Raw genomic sequence first — 26,594 nt, forward strand, 5'->3', positions numbered from 1 at the left:
ACGGAGAACCCGTGACGCGCCCCTGGACCCCCGGAACCGCCGACGCCGACCTGACCGCGCTGGCCGCGACCCCCCGGCTCGTGGTGGCCCTCGACTTCGACGGCACCGCCTCGCCGCTCGTCGTCGACCCGATGGCCGCCAGGGCACATCCCGCGGTCGCCACCCAGATCGCCCGGCTCGCCGCGATGCGCGACACCGTCGTGGCCTTCGTCTCCGGCCGCAGCATGCACGACCTGCGTGAGATCACCGAGCACACGGACGACTCGGTGATCGCGCTCGCGGGGTCGCACGGCGCACAGTACTGGTTCCCCGGCGAAGGCGCGGCGGATGCGCCGGGTGCTCCCACGGCGGACGGTGCGCGCGAGGAGCTGTGGGCGGCCGCCCAGCCGATCATCGACCGCTACGAGGGGGCGGAGCTGGAGCCGAAGACGTTCGGCATGGGGGTGCACACGCGCCGCGCCGACCGCGAGACCGAGGAGCGCGTGTTCGCGGAGATCGACGCGCTGGTCGCCGAGCGGTTCCCGCACTGGCGTCGCCGCGCGGGCCATCGGGTGCTGGAGTTCTCGTCCCGGGCGGAGGGGAAGGATGCGGCGATGGCCGCGCTGCGTGAGCGCTTCGACGCGACGGGCATCCTCTTCGCGGGCGACGACGTGACCGATGAGGACGCCATGCGCGTGCTCGGGGAGGGCGACCTCGGCGTGCGCGTCGGCCCGGGGGAGAGCGCCGCGGCCCTGCGGGTGGATTCCCCGGAGCAGGTGGGCGCCCTGCTGGAGACGCTCGCCGACGAGCGGCAGGTCGCTCTCGGGCGCTGACCCTCCGGCTCCCGCTGCGCGCGTGTGGACACCCCACAACAGATCGCCGCGCTTCTGGAGCCCGCGTGCGGACGAACGGGTGCTCGCGCAGGAATAGACTCTCGTCATGTCCTCGCATGATCCCTCCTCCAGCGCGCCCATCGACATCAAGCCCCGCAGCCGCGTCGTCACCGACGGCATCGAGGCCACGACCTCCCGCGGCATGCTCCGTGCCGTCGGCATGGGCGACGAGGACTGGGACAAGCCCCAGATCGGCATCGCGTCCAGCTGGAACGAGATCACGCCGTGCAACCTGAGCCTCGACCGTCTGGCACAGGGCGCGAAGGAGGGCGTGCACTCCGGCGGCGGCTACCCGCTGCAGTTCGGGACGATCTCGGTGTCGGACGGCATCTCGATGGGCCACGAGGGCATGCACTTCTCGCTCGTCTCGCGCGAGGTCATCGCCGATTCGGTCGAGACCGTGATGATGGCCGAGCGCCTCGACGGCTCCGTGCTCCTCGCGGGCTGCGACAAGTCGATCCCCGGCATGCTCATGGCCAGCGCCCGCCTCGACCTCTCCAGCGTGTTCCTCTACGCCGGATCGATCGCGCCGGGGTGGGTCAAGCTCTCGGACGGCACCGAGAAGGACGTCACGATCATCGACTCGTTCGAGGCGGTGGGCGCGTGCCGGGCCGGTCTCATGAGCGAGGAGGACCTCAAGCGCATCGAGTGCGCGATCGCTCCCGGTGAGGGGGCGTGCGGCGGAATGTACACCGCCAACACGATGGCGTCGGTCGCCGAGGCGCTCGGCCTCAGCCTTCCCGGCTCGGCTGCTCCGCCCGCGGCCGACCGCCGTCGCGACTACTTCGCGCACCGCTCCGGCGAGGCCGTGGTGAACCTGCTCCGCCAGGGCATCACGACCCGCGACATCCTCACGAAGGAGGCGTTCGAGAACGCGATCGCGCTCGCGATGGCCCTCGGAGGCTCCACGAACGTGGTGCTCCACCTGCTCGCGATCGCCCGCGAGGCCGAGGTCGAGCTGAGCCTGCACGACTTCAACCGCATCGGCGACCGCGTGCCGCACGTGGCCGACATGAAGCCGTTCGGCAAGTACGTGATGAACGACGTCGACCGTCACGGCGGCATCCCCGTCATCATGAAGGCCATGCTCGACGAGGGCCTGCTGCACGGCGACGCGCTCACCGTGACGGGCAAGACGCTCGCCGAGAACCTCGCCGACCTCGACCCGCAGCCGATCGACGGCGAGGTCATCCACACCTTCGACAACCCCATCCACGCGACGGGCGGCCTCACCATCCTCCACGGCTCGCTCGCCCCGGAGGGTGCCGTGGTCAAGACCGCCGGATTCGACGCGGCCGTGTTCGAGGGACCGGCGCGTGTGTTCGAGCGCGAGCGTGCGGCGATGGACGCGGTCGCCGAGGGCTCGATCGAGCCGGGCAGTGTCATCGTCATCCGTTACGAGGGCCCCAAGGGCGGACCGGGCATGCGGGAGATGCTCGCGATCACCGCGGCCATCAAGGGCGCTGGGCTCGGAAAAGATGTACTACTCTTGACGGACGGACGATTCTCAGGCGGCACAACCGGCCTGTGCATCGGCCACATAGCACCCGAAGCGGTGGACGCTGGTCCCATCGCCTTCGTGCGCGATGGTGATCTGATACGGGTCGATATCGCAGCTCGCTCTCTCGACCTACTCGTCGACGAGGCGGAGCTCGCCTCCCGCCGCTCTGGCTGGGAGCCGCTTCCCCCGCGCTACACCCGAGGCGTTCTTGCCAAGTACTCGCGCCTCGTGCGGTCCGCCGCCGAGGGAGCGACCACCGGCTGACCCGGATGCATCGGCATCCGGCGTCCTCCACAGTTCACCAGAAGGAAAGTCATGACTGCTGACACCGTCTCGGCCGTGCCGAGGCCGCCCGCCCGTTCATCCGCCCCGGAGATCACCGGTGCCGAGGCCGTCGTGCGCTCGCTCGAGCTGCTCGGCGTCACCGACGTCTTCGGTCTCCCCGGTGGCGCGATCCTGCCGGTGTACGACCCGCTCATGGACGCGTCGCAGCTGCGCCACATCCTGGTGCGCCACGAGCAGGGCGCCGGTCATGCGGCCGAGGGGTACGCGTCCGCGTCGGGCAAGGTCGGCGTGTGCATCGCCACCTCCGGTCCCGGCGCGACGAACCTCGTCACCGCGATCGCCGACGCCTACATGGACTCGGTGCCGCTGCTGGCGATCACCGGCCAGGTGTTCTCGACCCTGATGGGGACGGACGCGTTCCAGGAGGCCGACATCGTGGGCATCACGATGCCGATCACGAAGCACTCGTTCCTGGTGAAGGACGCGGCGGACATCCCCGGCGCGATCGCGGCCGCCTACGAGATCGCCGGCACCGGTCGTCCCGGTCCTGTGCTCGTGGACATCACGAAGGATGCGCAGCAGGCGGTCGCCCCGTTCGTGTGGCCGCCCAAGATCGACCTGCCCGGCTACCGCCCGGTCACCAAGGCGCACGGCAAGCAGATCCAGGCCGCGGCCGCCCTGCTCGCCGAGGCCAAGAAGCCGGTGCTGTACGTCGGCGGCGGCGTCGTGCGCGGTCGTGCGGCCGCCGAGCTGCTGGAGCTCGCGGAGTCCACCGGCGCCCCCGTGGTGACCACGCTGATGGCTCGCGGCGCCTTCCCCGACTCCCACGCGCAGCACCTGGGCATGCCCGGCATGCACGGCACCGTTCCGGCGGTGCTGGCGCTGCAGGAGGCCGACCTCATCGTGTCGCTCGGCGCGCGCTTCGACGACCGCGTGACGGGCAAGGCGGCGCTGTTCGCTCCGCACGCCAAGGTCGTGCACGTGGACATCGACCCCGCGGAGATCTCGAAGATCCGCACGGCCGATGTGCCGATCGTGGGCGACGTGCGTGACGTGCTGACCGACCTCGACGCCGCATTCCGCGGTGCGACGGGTGGCGCGAAGCCCGACATCGAGGAGTGGTGGTCGTACCTCGACGGCCTCCGCAACGAGTTCCCGCTCGGCTACGCGCCGACGACCGACGGGCTGCTGGCGCCGCAGTACGTGATCCAGCGCATCGGCGAGCTCACCGGACCGGAGGGCATCTTCGCCTCGGGCGTGGGGCAGCACCAGATGTGGGCCGCGCAGTTCATCAAGTACGAGCGTCCGAACGCGTGGCTCAACTCCGGGGGAGCCGGCACCATGGGCTACTCGGTCCCCGCGGCGATGGGGGCCAAGGTCGCCGAGCCGGAACGCCAGGTCTGGGCGATCGACGGCGACGGCTGCTTCCAGATGACCAACCAGGAGCTCGCGACCTGCGCGATCAACAACATCCCGATCAAGGTCGCCATCATCAACAACTCCTCGCTGGGCATGGTGCGGCAGTGGCAGACGCTGTTCTACGACGGCCGTCACTCCAACACCGACCTGAACACCGGCCACGGCACGGTGCGCATCCCCGACTTCGTCAAGCTCGCAGAGGCGTACGGCTGCCTCGCGATCCGTGTGGAGAAGGAGGAGGAGGTCGACGCGGCCATCCAGCTCGCTCTCGACACGAACGACCGCCCCGTGGTGATCGACTTCGTGGTGAGCGCCGACTCCATGGTGTGGCCGATGGTGCCGCAGGGCGTCAGCAACAGCTATGTCCAGTACGCGCGCGACCACGCGCCCGCCTTCGACGAGGAGGACTGAGCCATGTCGACCCACGTGCTGAGCCTGCTGGTGGAGAACACCCCCGGCCTGCTGACCCGCGTCGCGGGGCTCTTCGCCCGCCGCGGCTTCAACATCGACTCCCTCGCGGTCGGCGTGACGGAGGTGCCGGGGATCTCCCGCATCACGGTCGTCGTCGACGTCGAGGAGCTTCCGCTCGAGCAGGTCACCAAGCAGCTGAACAAGCTGATCAACGTGATCAAGATCGTCGAGCTCGACCCGACCACCTCGGTGCAGCGCGAGCACATGCTCGTGAAGGTGCGCACCGACAACGCCACCCGGTCGAACGTGATCGAGGTCGTGAATCTGTTCCGCGCGTCGGTCGTCGACTACGCCTCCGACGCCCTGGTGATCGAGGTCACCGGCGACAAGGGCAAGGTCGAGGCGCTGCTGCGTGCGCTGGAGCCCTTCGGCATCAAGGAGATCGCCCAGTCCGGTCTCCTGGCCATCGGCCGCGGCGGCAAGAGCATCACCGAGCGCGTCCTGCGCGGCTGACCATTCCCCACTCTTCCGAACCACAATCAAGGAGAAACACACCGTGAGCACCGAGATCTTCTACGACGACGACGCCGACCTGTCCCTGATCCAGAGCAAGAAGGTCGCGATCGTCGGCTACGGCTCGCAGGGTCACGCCCACGCGCAGAACCTGCGCGACTCGGGCGTCGAGGTCGCGATCGCCCTCAAGGAGGGCTCCAAGTCCGCCGCGAAGGCGGAGGAGGCCGGCTTCCCGGTCAAGACCGTCGCCGATGCGACCGAGTGGGCCGACGTCATCATGATCCTCGCGCCGGACCAGCACCAGCGCACGATCTACAGCGAGTCGATCGCCCCGAACCTGACCGCGGGCAAGACCCTCGCGTTCGCGCACGGGTTCAACATCCGCTTCGGCTACATCGACGCCCCCGAGGGTGTCGACGTGATCCTGGTCGCCCCGAAGGCGCCCGGTCACACGGTGCGCCGCGAGTTCGTCGCCGGTCGCGGCATCCCGGACATCATCGCCGTCGAGCGCGATGCATCGGGTCACGCCTGGGACCTCGCGCTGTCGTATGCCAAGGCGATCGGCGGCACCCGGGCCGGCGTCATCAAGACCACGTTCACCGAGGAGACCGAGACCGACCTCTTCGGTGAGCAGGCCGTGCTCTGCGGTGGCATGAGCCACCTGGTGCAGGCGGGCTTCGAGACGCTCGTCGAGGCCGGGTACCAGCCGCAGATCGCCTACTTCGAGGTGCTGCACGAGCTGAAGCTCATCGTCGACCTGATGTGGGAGGGCGGCATCGCCAAGCAGCGCTGGTCGATCTCCGACACGGCTGAGTTCGGCGACTACGTCTCCGGACCGCGCGTGATCGACGAGCGCGTCAAGGAGAGCATGAAGGGCGTGCTGTCCGACATCCAGTCCGGCGCGTTCGCGAAGCGCTTCATCGAGGACCAGGACAACGGCGCCGAGGAGTTCCTCGCGCTGCGTGCCAAGGAGGAGCAGCACCCGATCGAGGCCACCGGCAAGGAGCTGCGGTCGCTGTTTGCCTGGAAGCAGCAGGACGAGGACTACGTGGACGGCAGCGCCGCGCGCTGAGTCGATCGTCGAAGGAACGGGCGTCCCCTCGGGGGCGCCCGTTCTGCGTTTCCGGACCTCATTCGTCCGTCAAACATCGGATGTCTATGCCAGGATGGGAGGCATGCGACAGGAATGGTTTGATCACGCCCGCTTCGGGATGTTCGTGCACTTCGGGCTGTACAGCGGCGCGGCGCGGCACGAGTGGGTGCAGAACTACGAACGCCTCACCGACGAGGACTACCGCCCGTACTTCGACAACTTCGACCCCGATCTGTTCGATGCGGCCGCCCTGGCCAGGACGGCCAAGGAGAGCGGGATGGGCTACGTCGTGCTCACGACCAAGCACCACGACGGTTTCTGCCTGTGGGATTCCGCACTCACGGATTTCACGTCGGTGTCGGCCGTCGGGCGCGACCTCGTGCGCGAGTACGTCGACGCGCTCCGCGCCGAGGGGCTCAAGGTGGGGCTGTACCACTCGGTGATCGACTGGCACCACCCGGACTTCACGGTGGACTGGAACCACCCCCGCCGCGACGACGAGAACGCGCACGCGCTCAACGAGGGTCGCGACATGTCGCGGTACCGCGCGTATCTGCACGGGCAGGTGCGCGAGCTGCTGACCGCGTACGGCGACATCGACTACCTGTTCTTCGACTTCACCTACCCCGAGGAGAAGGACGGCTGGGCCGGCAAGGGGCCCCAGGACTGGGACGCCGAGGCGCTGCTTGCTCTGTGCCGCGAGCTGCAGCCGGAGATGCTGGTGAACGACCGCCTGGGCATCCCCGCCGACTTCGTCACCCCGGAGCAGTACCAGCCGACCGCGCCACTCCTGCGCGACGGCGAGCCCCTGGTGTGGGAGGCCTGCCAGACCCTCAACGGATCGTGGGGATACCACCGCGACAACACCGATCAGAAGTCGCCGACGCTGCTGGTGCAGATGCTGGTCGACTCGGTCTCGATGGGGGGCAACATGCTGCTCAACATCGGTCCGGACGGCCGCGGGGCGATCGCGCCGCGGGATGCCGGGACGCTCGCGGAGATCGGGGAGTGGATGCGGCTGCACGAGCGCGCGGTCATCGGTGCAGGGCACGCCCCGTTCACCCCGCCGCGCGAGGGCGTGTACACGCTGCGGGGCGACCGCCTCTACCTCAGCCTGTTCAGCTGGCCGCTCGGGTTCGTGCACCTTCCCGGGCTCGCCGACCGCGTGACGTACGCGCGCCTGCTGAACGACGGCTCGTGGCTGCGCACCTCGGTGTCCGACCCCGAGCAGCAGGCGGATCTGATGACCCCCGCCGGCGAGGCCGAGGGGACGCTCACGGTGCATCTGCCCGTGCGTCGTCCCGACGTGCTGGTGCCGGTGATCGAGCTGCGCCTGCGCGCGGAGTGAGCGGGCGGTGGCGGCGGCTCAGGCCGTCGCCACCGGGATCTCCACGCCTTCGAGCGCCAGCCGCGCGGCGCCGTACAGGATCGCGTCCGCGCCCGTGGTCGCCGCCTCGATGCGCAGGCGCTGCGTGGCCAGGGGGTGGCAGGCCTCGTAGACCCGGCTGCGGACGGCCGCGATGAACGGCTCCGAGGCGCTCATGCTGCCCGTCAGGAACACGGCGTGCGGGTTGAAGAAGTTCACGACACCGGAGAGCGCCTGACCCAGGTGCGTGCCCGCCGTGCGGACGAGCGTGGTCGCGACGGGATCGGCGTCGCGCGCGAGCGTGAGCACGTCGGCGGTCGAGGCGACGGCGGTGTTGCCGCGCTCGTGCATCTGCCGCACGAGGCTGGCACCGCTGGCCACGGTCTCCAGGCATCCGGTGTTGCCGCACGAGCAGGGGATGTCGCCGCTGCCGTCGATGCGGGTGTGGGTGATGTCGCCCGCCGCGGCCGTCGCGCCGCGGTGCACGTGACCGTCGACGATGATGCCGCTGCCGATCGCGGTCCCCGCCTTCACAGTGATGCTGTGCTGTCCGTGACCGAGCTGCTCCCGATGCTCGCCGAGCGCCGCGAGGTTCGCGTCGTTGTCGACGACGACCGGCACGCCGTAGCGCTCGGCGAGGTGCTCGCCCACGCGGAAGCCCGGCCATCCCGGCATGCGCGAGGGCTGGTCGACGGATCCCGTGGCGATGTCGACCGGGCCGGGGAGACTGACCCCGATCGCGTGCACCCTGGTGTCCGCCACGAGGCGGTCGAACACCTCGGCGACTCGCGCGAGCGTGGCCTCCGGGCCGTCGGCGACGTCGATCGCGATCGTCTCGCTGTCGAGCAGTGCGCCGCTCAGGTCGTGCCGTCCCACGCGGGCGTGCTTTCCGCCCAGGTCGGCGGAGAGCACGAGGCCGTCGGAGGCGATCTGCAGCACGCGGGGCCGGCGACCGCCGCGCGAGGTGCCGGCTCCGGCCTCCTGCAGCACGCCGGCGTCGAGCAGCGCCTGCACGCGGAGTCCGACCGTGGACGCGGCGACGCCCATCGTCGCCGCCAGCTCCGAGCGGGAGCGGGCCTGACCGCGCGCGACGAGGTCGAGGATGCGCCGCGTGTGCGGGTCGTCGACGGGGGTGTCGGCGGGGTTCGTCATGGGAGCCCTTCGTCTCGGAGCATCGTCAGCGTAGCGGGGGAGTGTCGTGTTTCGGGGAGGTGACGCCGTATCACCGTCCGATAAACATCGGATGTTCAGCTTGCGGCACTCCCCGAACTATGAAAGCCTCACTTCATACGAAATCCTATTAGGTTAATTCGACCCGCGAAATAACCTTTCCCTTCTCAGGAGGCATTCAATGAAGAAGTTGCGTGTGGGGGCTGTCGCCGCTGTCACGGGCGTCGCCGTGGCGATGACCGGTTGTGCCAGCACGGGCGGCTCCGGAGGCTCCGCCGACGGCGACACCATCGTCGTCGACATGTGGGCGGGCAGCGAGTCCGACGTCGATGCGCTCGAGGCGCAGATCGAGTTCGCGCAGAAGCAGAACCCCGACATCACCATCAAGCTGCAGACGTCGCCCTGGAGCGACTTCTTCACGAAGCTGACGACCAACATGGCCAGCGGCAACATGGCGTGCATCACCGGGATGAGCGGCGCGCAGCTCGGCGGTTACACGGGCGGCTTCCGCGAGCTGAGCGAGAAGGACCTCGAGACGGCCGGGATCGACTGGTCGGAGTTCAACCCGAGCGCCGACGGCATCCTCAGCTTCGAGGGCAAGGTCTACGGCGTGCCGTTCGACGTGGCCACCATGCTCGTCTATTACAACCAGGACATGCTGACCGCCGCCGGTGCCGCCACGCCGGAGATCGGCTGGACGTTCGACGACTTCTCCGCGATCGCCGCCGACGCCACGAAGGACGGCAAGTACGGCTTCGGCATGGGCATGGGCGGCTACCAGTGGATGTCGATGCCCATCGCGTACTCCGCCACGCAGCCGGCCTCCGAGGACGGCACGCTGCACATCGACGACGACGCGTTCGTCGATGCGGCCACCTGGTACGCCGGGCTGGTCACCGAGCAGAAGGTCGCGGCGCCCGTCGCCTCGGCCTCCGACACGGGCTGGGGCGAGAACCAGTACACCGGCGCCAACGCGGCCATGGCCGTCGACGGCACCTGGAACGCGGTCAGCTACCTCAACAACGAGTCCGGCTTCGCCGCCGGCATGGTGCCGCTGCCCGCGGGCGTCGACGGCAACCCCGGACCGATCCTCGGCTCGGGCTACGGCATCGCCGCCAACTGCAAAAACCCGGAGGCCGCGCTGAAGGTCCTCGGCTCGCTGGTGGGTGAGGACGCGCAGGACTACATCGCGTCGTCCGGCCGCTCGTACCCCGCGCGCACCTCCTCGCAGCCGCTGTACTTCGAGTCGATCGACGAGCAGTACCGCGACCAGGTGCAGTCGGTGTTCGAGGCCGCGTTCGCCGACACCGTGCCGCTGTACATGACCAAGAGCTGGCAGAAGCTCGACAGCTACATCCAGCCCAACCTCGTCAGCGTCTACAACGGCCAGATGACGATGGAGGAGCTGCTGTCGAACGCCCAGGCGCAGTTCGGCGAGTGACCCGGCTCCGGCCGCCGCAGCAGTAACAGAGAAAGACAAGAGATGACGATCACGACGACACGTCGAGGATCGCTCGCCAAGGTCGAGGGCCGCCAGGCGCTGGGTTTCGCAAGCCCGGCCCTGGTGGGCCTCGCCCTGTTCACGATCGTGCCCGTCGGGCTGTCGATCGTGATGAGCGTCTTCGACTGGCCGACCTTCGGCGAGCGGACCTTCAACGGGGTGGACAACTACGTCAAGCTGTTCACCAGCAGCCCCGACTTCTGGCCGGCGCTGCGGAACTCGGCGGTGTACACGCTGCTGTACGTGCCGCTGAGCGTCGCCCTCTCGCTCGTGCTCGCTCTCGGACTCGGACCGCGGATCCGCGGTCGCGGCGCCCTGCGCGTGCTCTTCTTCATCCCGGTCGTGACGCCGATGGTCGCCAACGTGCTGGTGTGGAAGATGATGCTGCAGCCGCAGGGCCTCTTCAACGGCCTCTCGGTCAGCTGGTTCGGGATCGAGCTGCCGAACTTCCTCGCCGATCCCTCCTGGGCCATGATCATGGTCGTCGTGATGAGCGTCTGGCAGGGCCTCGGCTACAACATGCTGATCTTCTCGGCGGCTCTCGAGCAGCTCCCCGAGAGCGTGCTCGAGGCGGCCAGCATCGATGGCGCGCAGGGCTTCCGCCGCGTGTGGAGCATCATCATCCCGATGATCTCGCCGTCGATCTTCTTCGCCACCATCATGACGATGATCACCTCGCTGCAGGTGTTCGTGCAGCCGCAGATGCTCACCGGCGGCGGCCCGGGCAACGCCACCAAGCCGCTCGTGATGTACATCTGGGAGCAGGGCTTCACGTTCGGCGACCTCGGCCTCGCGGCCGCCGCCGCCTGGATCCTGTTCGCCATCATCATCGCGATCACCGGCCTCCAGTTCGCCGCGCAGAAGAAGTGGGTGCACTATGAGCACTGAGACCCTCGTCCGCCCCGCCGGCCCCGCGCCGCGCCGCGACCGCGAGCGTGAGCGCGAGAAGGCTCGCGGAGCCTCCACGACTCCGGGTGCCCGCCTTCGCCTGGTACTCGCGCACGTCTGCATCTACATCGCCGCGCTCATCTTCATCGCGCCGCTCGCGTACGCGTTCTTCTCGGCCCTCAAGCCCAACTCCGAGATGTTCTCCATGCCGCCGACGCTCGTCGGCTCGGAGATCCGCTGGAGCAACTTCGTCGACGTGTTCGCCTACGGGCCGTTCCTGACGTACATCATGAACTCGTTCATCGTGGCGGTCGGCGGCACGCTGGTCGTGCTGGTGGTCTCGACCACCGCCGGGTACGCGTTCGGGCGGCTGCGGTGGAAGGGGCGCGACGCCGTGTTCGTGCTCTTCCTCGCCACGCTCATGGTGCCGGCCGAGGTGCTCGTGATCCCGATGTTCCAGGTCATGCAGTGGTTCAACTGGGTCGACACATACCAGGCGCTCATCCTGCCGTTCGCGTTCGGCGCCTTCGGGACCTTCCTCATGCGGCAGTTCTTCCGCGGGATCCCCTATGAGCTGGAGGAGGCGGCACGCGTCGACGGCGCCGGTCCCGTCCGGTCGTTCCTGCAGATCATCCTCCCGCTGTCGAAGTCGGCCGTCGCCGTGCTCGCGGTGTTCACGTTCCTGTCGTTCTGGAACAGCTACCTGTGGCCGCTGATCGTGACGGTCGACTACAACGCGCACGGCACGCTCCCGGTCGGACTGGCCAGCTTCGCCGGTCTCACCGGCACCCGCTGGGACCTGCAGATGGCGGCGGCGATCATCTCGATGATCCCGACCACCGTGCTCGTGATCGTGCTGCAGAAGCACCTGGTCAAGGGCATCGCGATGGCAGGACTGGGCGGACGCTGAGCATGATCGGTCAGGAACAGGGCACCACTGTGCCCATCGACGGTCGACCGCGTCCGCGAACCGGGCTGGCGGGGATCGACATCGGCGGCACCAAGATCGCCGCGCTCGTCGTGGGGGAGGACGGCTCCGTCGTCGCCCGCGGCAGCGTGCCGGCCCCTGCCGCCCTGGGCGGAGCGGCCATGGCCGATGCCGCGGCGGGCCTCGTCCGGGCACTCGCCGGCGAGGCCGGGGTGCCGCTCGCCGCAGCGGGCGTGGGCGCCGCGGGCGTCATCGACCACGAGACCGGCACCGTGCGCGCGGCCTCGGCCACGTTCGTCGGCTGGGCGGGATTCCCGCTCGCGGACGAGCTCGGACGACGCCTGGGCGTGCCGGTCAGCGTCGAGAACGACGTCAACGCGTTCCTGCTCGGAGAAGCGGCCGCGCTGAGCCGCACCGAGCGCGACGTGCTGGGCGTGATGCTCGGCACGGGCGTGGGCGGAGCCGTCATCATCGACGGCGCGCTCCACCACGGGCCCCACGGTGCGGCGGGCGAGATCGGACACACCCCCGGGTACAGCGAGCTCGTGTGCACCTGCGGGCAGACGGGGCACCTGGAGACGCTGGCCTCCGGAACCTCCATCGCCCTGCGCTACCGCGAGCGGACGGGCGGCGAAGCGGCAGACGCCCGGGCGGTCGCCGCCCTCGCTCGGGGTGGAGACGCGGACGCCCTCGCCGTGTTCGCCGCCGCCGGTCGCGCGGTCGCCCTCGCCAGTGCGAGCGCCGCGACCCTGCTCGACCTGCCGACCGTGATCGTGGGCGGTGGCGTCGCCTCGGCGTGGGACCTGCTGGAACCCGCGATCCAGGCGACCCTGCGCACGGACTCGCCGGTGTCGGGCATCCCGCTGCGCATCGTCCCGGCGCAACTGGGCTCCGATGCGGTCGCCCTCGGAGCGATCGAGACCGCCCGTCGGGCCCTCGCCCCCGCACCCCCACTCTGAATCGACTCCCCGGATGAGAGGTATCGCATCGTGACCGCACCCCAGGACGCCCACGAGATCTGGATGGGCCCGCTGCCGCCCGTCGCCGACGGCGGCCTGCCGAAGCCCCGCGTGGGCATCGCCGGCATCTCGATCGAGTCCAGCACGTTCTCGCCGCACATCTCCGGCGACGAGGCCTTCACGATCCGTACCGGCGCGGACCTCCGCGCCTACTACCCGTTCCTCGACGATGGGCGCGAGCTGGCCGAGGCCGCCGAGTGGGTTCCGCTCACGCACGGCCGCTCGCTGCCCGGCGGCGCCGTGGACCCCGAGACGTACCGGCGGATGAAGGACGCGATCCTCGACGGCATCCGCGAGCACGGGCCCTTCGACGGCTTCTTCTTCGACATCCACGGCGCCATGAGCGTCGTGGGCATGGACGACGCCGAGGGCGACCTGGCCCGTGCCGTCCGTGAGGCACTGGGGTCCGACACGCTCGTCTCCACGTCGATGGACCTGCACGGCAACGTGTCGGAGGTGCTGCGCGATGCGGTCGACCTGCTGACCTGCTACCGGATGGCTCCGCACGAGGACTGGCTCAACACCAAGGAGCGCGCGGTGTGGAACCTGCTCGACCGGCTGCGCGGGCCGCACGGCGCCGACCCGCTCGCGCGACGGCCCTTCACCGCCTGGGTGCCGGTCCCCGTGCTGCTGCCCGGTGAGAAGACCAGCACGCGGCTCGAACCGGCGCGCGGTATCTACGCCGAGCTGCCCGCGATCGAGGCGCTGCCCGGCGTGGTCGACGCGTCCGTCTGGATCGGGTACGCGTGGGCCGACGAGCCGCGCTGCCAGGCCTACGTCGTGGTCACCGGCGACGACCGTGAGGTCATCGCCCGGGAGGCCGAGCGCCTCGCCCGCCGGTTCTGGGGCGCGCGCGAGGACTTCGTGTTCGTGGCCGAGACCGGCACGCTCGACGAGGCGCTGGACCGCGCGCTTGCGCCCGCAGCCGCCCGGCCGTACCTCATCTCGGACTCGGGCGACAACCCCACCGCCGGGGGAGCGGGCGACGTGACCTGGACGCTCGCGCGCCTGCTGGAGCGACCGGAGCTCACCGACGGGAGCCAGACGACCCTCGTCGCGTCGATCTTCGACCGTGAGGCCGTCGCGCGCGCGGTCGCAGCGGGTGTCGGCGCCGAGGTCGAGCTCGAGGCGGGGGCCCGCGTCGACCCGGGTCCGCACGGGCCCGTCACGATCCGCGGCACCGTCTTCTCGATCACGCACGGCGACCCCGACGCGGGCACCCAGGCCGTGATCGCGGTCGGCGGCCTGCACGCCATCGTGACCGAGCGCCGCAAGCCCTTCCACCACCTCTCGGACTTCCGGATGCTGGGCCTCGAGCCCACCGAGGCCGACATCGTCGTGGTGAAGATCGGCTACCTGGAGCCGGAGCTGTACGAGCTCGCCGCCGACTGGACGCTCGCGCTCACGCCCGGCGGCGTCGACCAGGACCTGCTGCGCCTCGGCCACCACCGTCTGCGCCCTGGCGTCTACCCCTTCGACACCACCGGCACGCCCGACCTGACCGCGACGGTCGTCCGCCGCGGCGACGCCGAGACGCCCGTCGACTCCACCCCCGCAGAGGAGACCCCCGCATGATGAACTTCGAGAAGCGCACCGGGCCCGACCTCGGCTCCGCGGCACCGGTGTACCCCGCGAACGGTGTGCCGGAGTGGTACCGCGACGCGAAGCTCGGCTTCTTCGTGCACTGGGGCCTGTACTCGGTGCCGGCGTGGGCGGTGCAGCACGGCGAGGGCGTCAACATCCCCACGGAGGACGCCTACGCGTGGCACCAGTACGCGGAGTGGTACGGCAACACCGTGCGCATCGCGGGGAGCCCCACGTGGGAGCGGCACCAGCGCCTGTACGGCCCGGGCACCTCCTACGAGGACCTCGCCGACCGCTGGGACGCCGCCGCGTTCGACGCCGATGCGTTCGTCGGAGAGCTGGTGGGCGCGGGCGCGAGGTACATCGTGCCCACCACCAAGCACCACGAGGGCTTCTGTCTGTGGGACACCGCGACGACCGGCTTCAACGCCGTCGCGCGTGGGCCCCGGCGCGACCTGATCGCCGAGTTCCACGACGCCACGCGTCGCGCGGGCGCGAAGTTCGGCGTGTACTACTCCGGGGCGCTCGACTGGCACGTCAGCGACTTCCCGGCGATCGAGTCCGACACCGACCTGTTCCGGTTCCGCCGCAACGACGAGCACTTCGCGCGATACTCGGCCGCCCAGCTGGAGGAGCTCGTCGAACGCTTCGCGCCGGATGTGCTGTGGAACGACATCGAGTGGCCGGACGGCGGCAAGGGCGACCAGGAGTACGCGGTCGCCGCGCTGCTGCGCCGCTACTTCGATGCGGTGCCCGAGGGCGTCGTGAACGACCGCTGGGGTGTGCCGTACCACGGCTTCCTCACGCGCGAGTACACGGACATCCCGGAGATCATCCCCGAGCCGTGGGAGTCCACGCGCGGACTCGGCTACTCGTTCGGCTTCAACCAGGACGAGGACGAGCGCCACTCCCTGTCCGGCGCGGCCCTGATCCGCCTGCTGGTCGACGTCGTGGCCAAGAACGGCAATCTGCTCATCAACGTCGGCCCCGCGGCAGACGGCTCGATCCCCGAGCTGCAGCGCCGGGCCATGCGCGAGCTCGGGTCGTGGCTCGACGCGAACGGCGACGCCGTCTACGGCACGCGGCCATGGATCCGAATGGGGGAGCAGGCCGGGGCCCCGCGCCGCTACACGACCTCGGCCGGTGCCGTGCACGTCCACGCGCTCGACCCCGCGGCCGGCCGCATCGAGCTCCCCGCGGAGCTCGACCACGCCACGCTGCGCTGGAGCGACGGCTCGGAGGCGGAGGTGTCGCGAGACGGCTCCGGCGCTGTCGCCACCATCCCGCCGGGGCTGCAGCCCGCTCCGGTCGCGGTGCTGTCCGCCCAGGGCGTCTGAGCAGCCACCCCGCACGATGCGAACGACGAGGGCTCCGGTGTCGCGCACCGGAGCCCTCGTCCGCTTCCATCGCCCCGCGCGGCTCAGGGTCGCGTGAGCTCCTCCAGCACCTCGATCACGTGCCGGTAGGGGCGCCCGGTGGCGCGGGTCATGCCGATCTCACACGTGCGGTTGGCGGACACGAACGCGTCGAAGCCCCCGCGCTCCCCGTCAGCGGCCGCGACCTCGGCCGACTCCTGCGCAGTCGCACTCGCGGTGAGCTCGGGGTGCAGCATGCCGCGGTCGCCCGCGAACGCGCAGCAGCCCCAACCCTCGGGCACGAACACGTCGTCGGCCACGGCGGCAGCGATCTCCGTCAGGGCCCCGGTCGCCCCGAGCGCCGTGGTCGAGCAGGTGGGGTGCACCGCGATGGAGGGGAGCTTCGCCGGCACGCTCAACCGCGGCAGCACCTCGCGGGCGACGAAGGTCGTGGCGTCCTCGATGCGCAGTCCCGCGTAGCGCGGATCCTTCGCGACGGACTGGGCGAGCATCACGTCGAGCCCCTCGGTGCACGACGCGGCGTCGCACACCACGGGGAGCTCGCCGTGACGGCTGGCCTCCCACAGCGACGCCAGCACCCGGTCGGACATCAGCCGGTAGCCGTCGAGGTGTCCCTTCGACTTCCACGGGGTGCCGCAGCAGAGCCCGCCGTTCTCCTCCGGGATCACCACCGCGATCCCCGCCCGGTCGAGCAGGTGGCGCAGGGCATCACGGGATCCGTGGCCGCCGTCCTCCGCGCCGAACATCGTGCCGATGCACGCGCCGAAGAACACGGCCTGCGCGTCGGGCGGTGACACCGGTCGATCGGGCTTCGAGCCGCCGCGGGGGAGTCCGCCGTCGTACAGCGGCACGGTGTCGGCGCCGAGCACGGCGCGTCCGAGCTGCGTCACGCCGCGGACGAGCGGGGCGGGGAGGGCGTCCGCGACCGTGAGGGCCACGCCGCCCGCGCGGGTGACCATGCTCCAGTGCTTCGCGGCGGTGCCCCAGACGGCGCCCTCGACCGCGTTCGACTGCTCGGCCCGCAGCCGCCGCACGAGGTCGCCCGTGTTGATGTCGACCGGACACGCGACCCCGCACATGCCGTCGACGGCGCAGGTCTGCACGCCGTCGTAGTCGTAGTCGGCGCGCAGGTCGCGCAGCAGCTCGGTGTCGCCCTGCTCCTCGGCCCACGCCATGTCGCGGCGCAGCACGATGCGCTGCCGCGGGGTGAGGGTGATGCTCTTGCTCGGGCACGTGGGCTCGCAGTACCCGCACTCCACGCAGCGGTCCACCTCGCTCTCGACCGTGGGAACGCGCTTGAGGTCGTGCAGGTAGGAGTCGGGGTCGTCGGAGAGCACCACGCCGGGGTTGAGGATGCCGTCCGGATCGATGAGTCGCTTGAGCTCCCACATCAGGTCGGTGAGCTCGTCGCCATACTGCCGCCGGACGAACGGCGCCATGATGCGACCGGTGCCGTGCTCGGCCTTGAGCGACCCCTGCTGGGAGAGGACGAGCTCGACGAGGTCGTCGGTGAAGCGGCGGTAGCGGGCCACGCTGTCGGGGTCGTCGAAGCGCTCGTTGAGCAGGAAGTGCACGTTGCCGTCCTTCGCGTGCCCGAAGATGACGGATCCCTCGTAGCCGTGCTCCGCGAACAGCTCGATCAGGCGCTCGCACGTGGCCAGCAGCCGGGGCACCGGTACCACGATGTCCTCCAGCAGCGCGGTCGTGCCGGAGGGGCGGGCACCGGCGACGGCGGTGTAGAGGCCCTTGCGCACGTGCCACAGCGCGGCCCGCTCGGCCGCGTCGGTCGTGAGCCGTGGCGGCACGGCGAGGGGGAGGGCATCGAAGTGCGACTGGGCGGCGGCGCTCGCGAGCGTCAGTGCGTCGGTGTCGGCCGCGTGCACCTCCACGAGGAGGGCGGCGTGCCCCCGCACGTCGATCTCCGCGATCGCCGCCGGGACGTCGCTCAGCCCCTGGGCCACGCGCAGCGACGCCGCATCCAGGAGCTCGATCGTGGCGAGACCGAGACGGGTGAGGTCGGGCAGTGCGGACATGGCGGCCGACAGCGTCTCGAACACGAGCAGCCCGGTCGCGATCGCGGGGCGTACCTCGATCGTGCGGAAGCGCGCCTCGGCGACGAAGGCGAGCGTGCCCTCCGAGCCGATCACGAGGTGCTCCAGGATGCGGACGGGGTCGTCGAAGTCGAGCAGGGCGTTGAGGCCGTAGCCCATGGTGTTCTTCATGGAGAACTGCTGGCGGAGGAAGGCCACGTGCTGGGGGGAGGCGAGCAACCGCGCGCGCAGGGCGAGCAGGCCGTCGGCGATCGCCGGCTCGGCGGCGCGGAGCACCTCGTTCGCGTCGGGACGGCCCGTGTCGAGGATGGTTCCGCTGGGCAGCACGAGCGTCATCGACGTGATCGTCTGGTACGAGTTCTCGGTGATGCCGCAGGCCATGCCGCTGGAGTTGTTCGCCACGACGCCGCCGATCGTGCACGCGATCTCGCTCGCCGGGTCGGGCCCGAGCTTGCGGCGGTACCGGGCGAGCCGTGTGTTGACCTGCCGCACGGTGGCGCCGGGGCCGACGCGGACGGCGGCGCCGTCGTCCTCCACCCGGATGTCGCGGAAGTGGCTGCGGGTGTCGACGAGGATGTCGCCGCTCACCCCCTGTCCGGAGAGACTCGTGCCACCGGAGCGGAAGGTGAGGGTGCGTCCGGCGGCGCGCACGGCGCCGAACGCGCGGGCCACGCCGGCCGCATCGGCGGGGGAGAGCACGGCATCGGGGACGAGCAGATAGTGGGAGGCGTCGTGGGCGCGGGCGAACCGGTCGATCGACCGGGCATGCACCTCGGTGTCCGGCCCGAGCAGCTCGTGGTCCAGCGGTTCGGCGATGGTGGTCGGCACGGTGCTCCTCTGCTCCGGGTCAAGATTGTCTGACAAGTGTACCGATGACCAGATGCTTCGCTAGGCTGACGGCCATGACCACCCTCACGGACCGCGGCCTCGGCGTCGTCGGCGTGGTCGATGCGGTGACCGCCCAGCTGCGCGCGCGCATCCTCGGCGGTGAGATCCGATCGGGCGAGCCGCTCACCGAGGCCGCGGTGTCGCAGTCCTTCGGTGTGGCCAGGCCCAGCGCGAAGGCGGCGATCGAACAGCTGGTCGCGAGCGGCCTGCTCGTGCGCACAGCACATCGCACCGCACGCGTGGTGGGTATCGATCAGGCGACGGTGCGTGACGTCTACCGCACGCGCACCCGCCTGGAGAGCGCCGCGCTCCGGGAGCTGGCACGGGCGCGCAGAGTGCCCGCCGCCGCGGTCGAGGCGAACGCGGAGCTGCTCGCGATGGGACCGGGGCCCGACCCGGCGACCGTGGGCCCCGATCTGCGCTTCCATACGGCGCTGATCGATGCGCTGCACAGCGAGCGGACCGGACGGATGTATCGGAGCGTGCTCGACGAGGTCCGGTTGTGCATGGCGCAGGTGCAGGGGCGGCGCCTGCTGAACGCGGAGGAGATCGCCGCACAGCATCGGGAGATGCTCGATGCCGTCGCCGCGGGTGCGGAGGACGAAGCCGCCGAGCTGCTGCGGGCGCACCTCGCGTCCGCGGAGGAGCGACTGGTCGAGGCGCTCGGGCGCGACTGAGCGTCAGCCCACGTTCGCCGGGGCGTCCTCGATCTGGATGGGCGCATCCGCCGGGTCCGCCCACACCGGCGCGGGCAGCGGCGTGTCCACTGCGCCGTCCTGGATCGCGCGCAGCGCCTCCGTGATCTCGTCCGCGTTCTCCGGCACCGCGAGGCCGCACGTGCGCAGCTCCGAGGCGAACTGCAGCGTGAGGCGGATCTTGCCCGCCTCGATCGCCTGCGCCGTCGTGCCGGTGCGGATCTCACTGCCCGTCTGGATCGCCGGCACCTCGTCGCACACGTGATAGACCTTGCCGCCGTCGACCCAGACCACCTCGTCCTTGCCGAGCAGCTGGATCACGGTCGACTGATCGGCCGTGTACTGCTCGACCGACGGCGGGGCGAAGTCCACGCCGACGAACACGGCCAGTGCGGCCAGGACGACGCCGACGATGCCGGCCGTCGTCTTCTGCCCCTTGTCCATGTCCTTGTTCAGGAAGATCAGGATCACGAGCGGGAGGAAGGCGACGATCGCGATGATCGCGCCGAGCTGGTTCTGCACGAAGAAGCGGGTCTTGTCCGCCTTCCGCGCGGGATCGAGCCGGTTCGCCTTCTTCCAGAGCACGGAGCCCGTGATCGACAGGGCCGCGATCACGACGAGCAGCACGAGCAGGGCGATGAACGCCCACTGCGGGAACTGTGCCGTGACGCCCTGCTCCTCGAGCAGACCCGTGTCGGGGTCGCGCACGAGCGTGCCGTCCTCGCCGACGTAGACGCGCTGGCGGAGCAGCCAGAAGATCCCGACGCCCTCGCCGATGATCGCGAGGGCCCACAGCGCGCCCGCGATCCAGCGGAAGCGCATCGCCGTCGTCTTCGCCGCGGCGCTCGGCGTCCACCCCGCCGGTGGCTCCGTGCTCGCGGCGGTGTTCCTGTCCCTGCCGGCGGTCCTGTCGTCGCTCTCGGCCACGTTGATCCCTTCCCCCGAAGGCCCGACCGCACCGGCCAGGGCACGCAAGATCCTAGTGGACGGGGTGTCCTACGCTGGAGGCATGACCTCCGACTCCGACGACGCCCTGAGCTGGGAGGGCGACGACGACACGGCGTCGCATCGCACCGGTCGCCCGCGGCGACGTGAGAACGCGGCCCCGCCCGTCGAGCCGCCTCTTCACGACGCCACGACCACGGAGAGCGCCGCGGTCGCGCCCACGACGCGACCCCCCGCGTCTCCACCGCCCACCGAGGCGGCACCGCCGTCGGCGCCCGCGGCGTCCGTCGCCGCCGACGACGAGGCGCCGGCGGGACTCAGCAATGCGATGCTCCTGCTCGTCGGGGTGGTCGGCGGGGTGTATCTCCTCTATTCGGTCGGCTGGGTCGTCGGTGGGCTGCGGCTGCAACCGCTCGCCTCGTTCCTGGTCGCCGACGCGATGTTCCTGCCCTGGTTCGTGCTCGCGATCGCGGCGCCCGCGCTGTGGTTCCTCGCGACGTGGGTTCTCACGCGGGGGAGGGCCGCGTGGGTGCGGGTCGCCCTGCTGCTCGCCGGGGTCGTGCTCCTGGTGCCGTGGCCGTTCGTGACGGTGGGGGTGGTCGGATCATGAGCTCGTCGGAGAACGCATCGGCGGTGTCGTCCGGATCGCCGCGCTGGCTCGCCGGCACCGTCATCGTCCTCGCCGGGCTGTTCTACGCCTACGCGGTGTGGAACGCGGTCGCGCATCTGATCACGATGGCGCAGACCGGTCTGACGGGTGCGGGCTGGGCCGTGCTGCTGTTCGGTGTCGTCTTCCCCCTGATCGTGTTCGGCTTCGCCTCCGCGATCGGGCGTCGCCGTCGCGTGGGCGAGCTCGCCCTCGTGTTCCTCGCGGGGCTGGGCATCGTCGCCGTCTTCTGGATGAGTCTGCTCGCGCTCAGCCTCACGCTCCCCAGCGCCTGACCCGGACGCCACCGGTCGAGCCGGACCGCGCGGCGTCACACGGCACGGAGCGGCATGGCGGCTCGGGTAGAGTTGTCGCGATCGCGCCCCCGACGGTGTGCGGCGCATCGGCCCCTCCCGCCTGTCGCGCTGCCCCGAAGGATCCACTGTGCCGAAGCCCGTCGTGCTCATCGCCGAAGTACTCTCTCCCGCCACGATCGAGGCGCTCGGCCCCGACTTCGACGTCCGCCACGTCGACGGCACCGACCGCGAGGCCCTGTTCGCCGCGCTGGCCGAGGCCGACGCCGTGCTCATCCGCTCGGCGACCCGCATCGACGAGGAGGCGCTGGCGCACGCGCCGAAGCTGAAGGTCGTCGCGCGTGCGGGCGTGGGCCTCGACAACGTCGACATCAAGGCCGCGACCACGGCGGGCGTCATGGTCGTGAACGCTCCGACGTCGAACATCGTCTCGGCCGCCGAGCTCACGGTCGGTCACATCCTCAGCCTCGCTCGGCGCATCCCGGCCGCGCACGCCTCGCTCGCCGCCGGGCAGTGGAAGCGCAGCTCGTTCACGGGCGCCGAGCTCTTCGAGAAGACGGTCGGCATCGTGGGGCTCGGACGTATCGGCGCGCTCGTCGCCGCCCGCCTCGCGGCGTTCGACATGCGCGTCGTCGCGTACGACCCCTACGTCACGTCCGCCCGTGCCCAGCAGCTCGGCGTGCAGCTCCTGTCGCTCGACGAGCTGGTGGCGGAGTCCGACTTCCTGACGATCCACATGCCCAAGACTCCGGAGACCACGGGCATGATCGGCGCGGAGCAGTTCGCGGCGATGAAGCCGACCGCCTTCGTCGTCAACGTCGCGCGCGGCGGGCTGATCGACGAGGAGGCGCTGCACGAGGCGCTCGTCGCTGGCGAGATCGCCGGTGCCGGTCTCGACGTCTTCACGTCCGAGCCGCCGGCGGAGGGCGGCAGTGCCCGTCCGCTGCTCGACCTGCCGAACGTGGTCGTCACGCCGCACCTCGGTGCGAGCACGGAGGAGGCGCAGGAGAAGGCCGGTGTCTCGGTCGCCCGCTCGGTGCGACTCGCGCTGGGCGGCGACCTGGTGCCCGACGCGGTCAACGTGGCCGGCGGCGTGATCGACCCGTATGTGCGTCCGGGGATCTCGCTCGTGGAGAAGCTGGGCCAGATCTTCGCGGCCCTCGCGACCTCGCCGCTCACGAGCCTCGACGTCGAGGTGCACGGCGAGCTCAACGACTACGACGTCAGCGTGCTCAAGCTCGCGGCGCTCAAGGGCGTGTTCACGAACATCGTCAGCGAGACCGTGTCGTATGTGAACGCTCCGCTCCTCGCCGAGCAGCGGGGGATCGCGGTCCGTCTGCTCAAGGACGACGTGAGCGAGGAGTACCGCAACGTCATCACCCTGACGGGGGCCCTGTCCGACGGATCGCAGCTCTCGGTGTCCGGCACCCTGACCGGCCCGAAGCAGGCGGAGAAGCTCGTCGGCATCAACGACCACGCGTTGGAGCTGCCGATCGAGAAGCACCACGTCGTCATGCTCTACACCGACCGTCCGGGCATCGTGGCCGTGTACGGCCAGAAGTTCGGTGAGGCCGGCATCAACATCGCCGGCATGCAGATCGCGCGCCGCGCGGCCGGCGACCAGGCGCTCAGCGTGCTGACGCTGGACTCGCCCGTGTCGGAGGAACTGCTCGACGACGTGCGCGACGCGATCGACGCCGACCTGTTCCGGCAGATCGAGATCACCGAGGTCTGAGCCGCAGCACCACGGAAGAGGGGCGGGAGCGTGACGCTCCCGCCCCTCTTCGGTTCGCGAGTCAGGCGGTCGCGCGCAGGACCAGGGCGATCAGGTCGGCGAGCTCATCGCTGCGGGGGACGAGCCGCTCGGGTCCGTGCACGTCGAGCGAGTTGTTGAAGTAGAGCCCGTCGCTGACCAGCATCACCAGGTCGAGGCTGGCGGTGTCGCGCACGTGCGGGCGGATGGTGTCGGCCCAGCGGCGCCGGGTCTCGCGGAGCATGTCGGCCGCGCGGGCCGAGCCGCCCTGGGCGAGGCGGGTCGTGGCGATCAGGGCGCGGTCGAGGGCGTCGTCCTCCATGACCGACGTGCGGACGTAGTAGGCGACCGGGCCCTCCTCCGCCGCGTTCATGCGCTCCAGGTCGAGGGTGGTGAGGTGGTCGAGCCGCTCCACGAGTCCGGCCTCGAGGTCGTCCTTGGAGTGGAAGTGGTACAGCAGCCCGCCTTTGGAGACGCCCGCGGCCTTGGCTGTCGCGTCGAGCGTGGCCGCGCGCTCGCCCTCGTCGATGAGGATCGCCTCGAAGGCGTCGAGAACCTTCTCGCGGGCGAGGGGAGGTCGGGGCATCGTTCATCCTCTGTTCGGAAACGGGAGGCCGGTCTCGGTTACTATACCAGCCGGACGGTTTACTAACGGAGCCGCCGAGAGTCTGAGAGGTGTTCCATGAGCCGTACTGCGTCGATCCCGACGACAGAGACGGAAGCCCCGCGCGTCGGCGCCAGAGGGTGGGCGGCGCTCGTCGTCCTCATGCTCCCCGTGCTGCTGGTGTCGGTCGACAACACGGTGCTGAGCTTCGCCCTGCCCGAGATCTCGATCTCGCTCGCACCCACCGGTGCCGAGCAGCTGTGGATCATCGACGTGTACCCGCTCGTGCTGGCCGGACTGCTGGTGACCATGGGCACGCTCGGTGATCGGTTCGGGCGGAGGAAGCTGCTGCTCATCGGAGCCACGGGGTTCGCCGTGGTCTCGGCCCTCGCCGCGTTCGCTCCGACGGCCGGTCTCCTCATCGCCGCCCGCGCCCTGCTCGGCTTCTTCGGTGCGATGCTCATGCCCTCCACGCTGTCGCTCCTGCGCTCGATCTTCCAGAACCGCGATCAGCGGCGCATGGCGATCGCGGTCTGGGCGTCCGCGTTCTCCGCCGGTGCGGCCCTGGGGCCGATCGTCGGCGGGTTCCTGCTCGAGCACTTCGCATGGGGCTCGGTGTTCCTCCTCGCTGTACCGGTGCTGATCCCGCTGCTGATCGGCGCACCGCTGCTGGTGCCCGAGAGCCGTGACCCGCACCCCGGTCGCATCGACCCGCTGAGCATCGCCCTGTCGATGGCCGCGATGATCCCGGTCGTCTACGCGATCAAGTCGTTCGCGGTGGACGGGCCCTCGCTGTACGCGGGGGGATGGGCCGTGCTGGGCCTCGCGATGGGCGCGCTGTTCGTGCGGCGTCAGCTCCGCTCCGACGTCCCGATGCTCGACATGGCGCTGTTCCGGCGGGGCTCCTTCTCCGGGGCGATCCTGGTGAACCTGCTCAGCGTGGTCGCCCTGGTGGGCTTCCTCTACTTCGTGTCGCAGCACGTGCAGCTCGTGCTCGGGCTGTCGCCCATGATGGCCGGGCTCGCACTCGTGCCCGGCATGGCGGCGATGATCGTGGCCGGCCTCACGGTCGTGCCGATCTCGCGTCGCGTGCCGCCGCACGTGCTGATTCCCGCGGCGCTGGTCTTCTCCGTGGTCGGCTACCTGATCGTGGCGATGACGACGCACGACCACGGTGTCGTGCCGCTGATCCTCGCGTTCGCGGTGCTCGGCATCGGCATCGGTGCCGCGGAGACGATCTCGAACGAGCTCATCCTCTCCAGCGCTCCGGCCGCGAAGGCCGGCGCGGCCAGCGCCGTGTCCGAGACCGCGTACGAGCTCGGCGCCGTGCTCGGCACCGCCATCCTGGGCGGCCTCATCACGGCGTTCTACCGCGGAGCGCTCGTGCTTCCGGAGGGGCTGCCCGCCGACGTCGCGCATGCGGCGCAGGAGACGCTGGCCGGCGCGTACACCGCGGCGCAGCAGCTCCCGTCGCAGCTCGGAGACGCGCTGTGGCAGGCCGCCGCCGACGCGTTCGGCTCCGGGGTGACGGTGACCTCGCTGATCGGCGCCGGGCTCGTGGTCATCGCCGCGGTGATCGCCGCCGTCACACTGCGCAAGGCACCCACGCACTGACCACTACGCTGGGGGGACCGGCCTGTACGACCCGCGGTCGCGCCGCGGCCGGTCCACCCCCGTGCAGTGCGCAAGGAGTCTCATGTCGCGTGTCGTGAAGCTGGCCGTCATCCCCGGTGACGGCATCGGTCCCGAGGTCATCGCGGAGGCGGAGAAGGTGCTCGACGCCGTCACCGCAGACAGCGACGTGACGTTCGACAAGACCCGCTTCTCGCTCGGAGCCGGCCGGTTCCTCGAGACCGGCGACACGCTCACCGATGACGACCTGGCGGCGATCTCGGCGCACGACGCGATCCTGCTCGGCGCGGTCGGAGGCACGCCGGGCGACCCGCGCCTGAAGAACGCGAACATCGAGCGCGGCCTGCTGCTGAAGCTCCGCTTCACGCTCGACCACTACGTGAACCTCCGCCCGTCGAAGCTCTTCCCGGGTGCCCCTGGTCCGCTCGCCGACCCGGGGGAGGTCGACTTCGTCGTGGTGCGGGAGGGAACCGAGGGGCCCTACGTCGGCAACGGCGGCGCGATCCGCGTCGGCACGCCGCAGGAGGTCGCCAACGAGACCTCGGTCAACACCGCCTTCGGTGTGGAGCGCGTCGTGCGCTACGCGTTCGACCTCGCCGAGCGTCGGCGCCGGAAGCTCACCCTCGTGCACAAGACCAACGTGCTCGTGCACGCCGGGGCGATCTGGCAGCGCATCGTGAACGAGGTCGCGGCCGAACACCCCGATGTGACCGTCGACTACCTGCACGTCGACGCCGCCACCATCTTCCTGGTCACGGACCCCTCGCGTTTCGACGTGATCGTGACGGACAATCTCTTCGGTGACATCCTCACCGACCTCGCCGGCGCCGTCACGGGCGGCATCGGCCTCGCAGCCTCGGGGAACATCAACCCCGACGGCGCCTTCCCGTCGATGTTCGAGCCCGTGCACGGCTCGGCTCCGGACATCGCGGGTCAGCAGAAGGCCGACCCGACCGCCGCGATCCTCTCGATCGCGCTGCTGCTCGACCACCTCGGCTTCGCGGCCGAGTCGGCGCGTGTGAGCGCCGCGGTCGAGGCGGACATCGCCGCGCGCAGCGGTGCCCGCACCACCGCGGAGATCGGCTCCGCGATCACTGCCCGCCTCTGAGCGGCGGGCGTAGGCTGACAGGGCGCGAGGAT

At 70.5% G+C, this 26,594-nt stretch carries 22 protein-coding genes; 18 read left to right on the forward strand and 4 right to left on the reverse strand.

Annotation, left to right across the window (positions count from 1 at the left end; genetic code table 11):
* The first annotated feature begins 11 nt into the window (after positions 1–11).
* From otsB to ACWH95_RS12845, 6 genes are all read left to right on the forward strand, one after another.
* Positions 12–812, forward strand: coding sequence for a trehalose-phosphatase (gene otsB, locus ACWH95_RS12820; RefSeq protein ID WP_454120770.1), 801 nt, complete (start codon positions 12–14; stop codon positions 810–812).
* Positions 813–918: 106 nt separating this feature from the next.
* On the forward strand, positions 919–2,637 hold the full coding sequence (gene ilvD / locus ACWH95_RS12825) for a dihydroxy-acid dehydratase (RefSeq protein WP_136036741.1): 1,719 nt from the start codon (positions 919–921) through the stop codon (positions 2,635–2,637).
* A gap of 51 nt (positions 2,638–2,688) precedes the next feature.
* Positions 2,689–4,488, forward strand: a complete 1,800-nt coding sequence (locus ACWH95_RS12830) for an acetolactate synthase large subunit (RefSeq protein WP_136034957.1) — start codon at positions 2,689–2,691, stop codon at positions 4,486–4,488.
* A 3-nt stretch (positions 4,489–4,491) separates the two neighbouring features.
* On the forward strand, positions 4,492–5,001 hold the full coding sequence (ilvN, locus tag ACWH95_RS12835) for an acetolactate synthase small subunit (protein ID WP_136036742.1): 510 nt from the start codon (positions 4,492–4,494) through the stop codon (positions 4,999–5,001).
* A gap of 43 nt (positions 5,002–5,044) precedes the next feature.
* Positions 5,045–6,073, forward strand: a complete 1,029-nt coding sequence (gene ilvC, locus ACWH95_RS12840; protein WP_136046205.1) for a ketol-acid reductoisomerase — start codon at positions 5,045–5,047, stop codon at positions 6,071–6,073.
* Positions 6,074–6,167: 94 nt separating this feature from the next.
* Positions 6,168–7,442: an alpha-L-fucosidase gene (locus tag ACWH95_RS12845; protein WP_454120771.1), complete on the forward strand. Its 1,275-nt coding sequence runs from the start codon at positions 6,168–6,170 to the stop codon at positions 7,440–7,442.
* An 18-nt stretch (positions 7,443–7,460) separates the two neighbouring features.
* Here ACWH95_RS12845 and ACWH95_RS12850 read toward each other — a convergent pair whose 3' ends face one another.
* Positions 7,461–8,612: an ROK family transcriptional regulator gene (locus ACWH95_RS12850; protein WP_378822745.1), complete on the reverse strand. Its 1,152-nt coding sequence runs from the start codon at positions 8,610–8,612 to the stop codon at positions 7,461–7,463.
* 199 nt (positions 8,613–8,811) lie between these two features.
* Here ACWH95_RS12850 and ACWH95_RS12855 point away from each other — a divergent pair, with 199 nt between their 5' ends.
* The 6 genes from ACWH95_RS12855 (at position 8,812) to ACWH95_RS12880 (ending at position 15,887) form a co-directional block, all read left to right on the forward strand.
* A complete protein-coding gene (locus ACWH95_RS12855; protein WP_136036744.1) occupies positions 8,812–10,071 on the forward strand; it encodes an ABC transporter substrate-binding protein in 1,260 nt (419 codons plus the stop codon).
* A 42-nt stretch (positions 10,072–10,113) separates the two neighbouring features.
* The gene (locus ACWH95_RS12860; protein ID WP_136034945.1) at positions 10,114–11,019 is read left to right on the forward strand and encodes a carbohydrate ABC transporter permease; all 906 of its coding nucleotides are present in this window, start codon (positions 10,114–10,116) and stop codon (positions 11,017–11,019) included.
* The gene (locus ACWH95_RS12865) at positions 11,009–11,929 is read left to right on the forward strand and encodes a carbohydrate ABC transporter permease (protein WP_454120772.1); all 921 of its coding nucleotides are present in this window, start codon (positions 11,009–11,011) and stop codon (positions 11,927–11,929) included. Before ACWH95_RS12860 ends, ACWH95_RS12865 begins: the two co-directional genes overlap by 11 nt.
* A gap of 2 nt (positions 11,930–11,931) precedes the next feature.
* A complete protein-coding gene (locus ACWH95_RS12870; RefSeq protein ID WP_378803648.1) occupies positions 11,932–12,906 on the forward strand; it encodes an ROK family protein in 975 nt (324 codons plus the stop codon).
* 63 nt (positions 12,907–12,969) lie between these two features.
* Positions 12,970–14,541: a M81 family metallopeptidase gene (locus tag ACWH95_RS12875; protein WP_378803861.1), complete on the forward strand. Its 1,572-nt coding sequence runs from the start codon at positions 12,970–12,972 to the stop codon at positions 14,539–14,541.
* Positions 14,538–15,887 carry an alpha-L-fucosidase gene (locus ACWH95_RS12880; protein ID WP_378803649.1) on the forward strand — a complete coding sequence of 450 codons (1,350 nt, stop codon included), beginning with the start codon at positions 14,538–14,540 and terminating at the stop codon, positions 15,885–15,887. The genes ACWH95_RS12875 and ACWH95_RS12880 overlap by 4 nt, the downstream gene beginning before the upstream one ends.
* A gap of 83 nt (positions 15,888–15,970) precedes the next feature.
* Here ACWH95_RS12880 and ACWH95_RS12885 read toward each other — a convergent pair whose 3' ends face one another.
* Positions 15,971–18,805, reverse strand: a complete 2,835-nt coding sequence (locus tag ACWH95_RS12885; RefSeq protein WP_454120773.1) for an FAD-binding and (Fe-S)-binding domain-containing protein — start codon at positions 18,803–18,805, stop codon at positions 15,971–15,973.
* A gap of 74 nt (positions 18,806–18,879) precedes the next feature.
* Here ACWH95_RS12885 and ACWH95_RS12890 point away from each other — a divergent pair, with 74 nt between their 5' ends.
* The gene (locus ACWH95_RS12890; RefSeq protein WP_378803651.1) at positions 18,880–19,542 is read left to right on the forward strand and encodes a GntR family transcriptional regulator; all 663 of its coding nucleotides are present in this window, start codon (positions 18,880–18,882) and stop codon (positions 19,540–19,542) included.
* Between the two features lie 3 nt (positions 19,543–19,545).
* Here the strand turns inward: ACWH95_RS12890 and ACWH95_RS12895 are convergent, their stop codons facing one another.
* Positions 19,546–20,487, reverse strand: coding sequence for a hypothetical protein (locus ACWH95_RS12895; RefSeq protein WP_136036986.1), 942 nt, complete (start codon positions 20,485–20,487; stop codon positions 19,546–19,548).
* 82 nt (positions 20,488–20,569) lie between these two features.
* Here ACWH95_RS12895 and ACWH95_RS12900 point away from each other — a divergent pair, with 82 nt between their 5' ends.
* The 3 genes from ACWH95_RS12900 (at position 20,570) to serA (ending at position 23,200) form a co-directional block, all read left to right on the forward strand.
* Entirely contained in the window at positions 20,570–21,115 is a 546-nt protein-coding gene (locus ACWH95_RS12900; RefSeq protein WP_454120774.1) for a hypothetical protein, read from the forward strand.
* Complete coding sequence (locus ACWH95_RS12905; protein WP_136034927.1) at positions 21,112–21,447, forward strand: hypothetical protein; 336 nt, start codon at positions 21,112–21,114, stop codon at positions 21,445–21,447. Before ACWH95_RS12900 ends, ACWH95_RS12905 begins: the two co-directional genes overlap by 4 nt.
* A gap of 148 nt (positions 21,448–21,595) precedes the next feature.
* The gene (gene serA, locus ACWH95_RS12910; RefSeq protein ID WP_136034925.1) at positions 21,596–23,200 is read left to right on the forward strand and encodes a phosphoglycerate dehydrogenase; all 1,605 of its coding nucleotides are present in this window, start codon (positions 21,596–21,598) and stop codon (positions 23,198–23,200) included.
* Between the two features lie 61 nt (positions 23,201–23,261).
* On the opposite strand, the gene ACWH95_RS12915 is transcribed toward serA, so the two are convergent.
* Complete coding sequence (locus tag ACWH95_RS12915) at positions 23,262–23,804, reverse strand: TetR/AcrR family transcriptional regulator (protein WP_136034922.1); 543 nt, start codon at positions 23,802–23,804, stop codon at positions 23,262–23,264.
* A 96-nt stretch (positions 23,805–23,900) separates the two neighbouring features.
* Here ACWH95_RS12915 and ACWH95_RS12920 point away from each other — a divergent pair, with 96 nt between their 5' ends.
* Together ACWH95_RS12920 and ACWH95_RS12925 are read left to right on the forward strand one after the other, a co-directional pair.
* Positions 23,901–25,436, forward strand: coding sequence for an MFS transporter (locus ACWH95_RS12920; RefSeq protein ID WP_247638710.1), 1,536 nt, complete (start codon positions 23,901–23,903; stop codon positions 25,434–25,436).
* 82 nt (positions 25,437–25,518) lie between these two features.
* On the forward strand, positions 25,519–26,562 hold the full coding sequence (locus tag ACWH95_RS12925; RefSeq protein ID WP_136034918.1) for a 3-isopropylmalate dehydrogenase: 1,044 nt from the start codon (positions 25,519–25,521) through the stop codon (positions 26,560–26,562).
* The last annotated feature ends 32 nt before the right edge of the window (positions 26,563–26,594 follow it).

The organism is Microbacterium sp. NPDC055502, assembly GCF_053643635.1.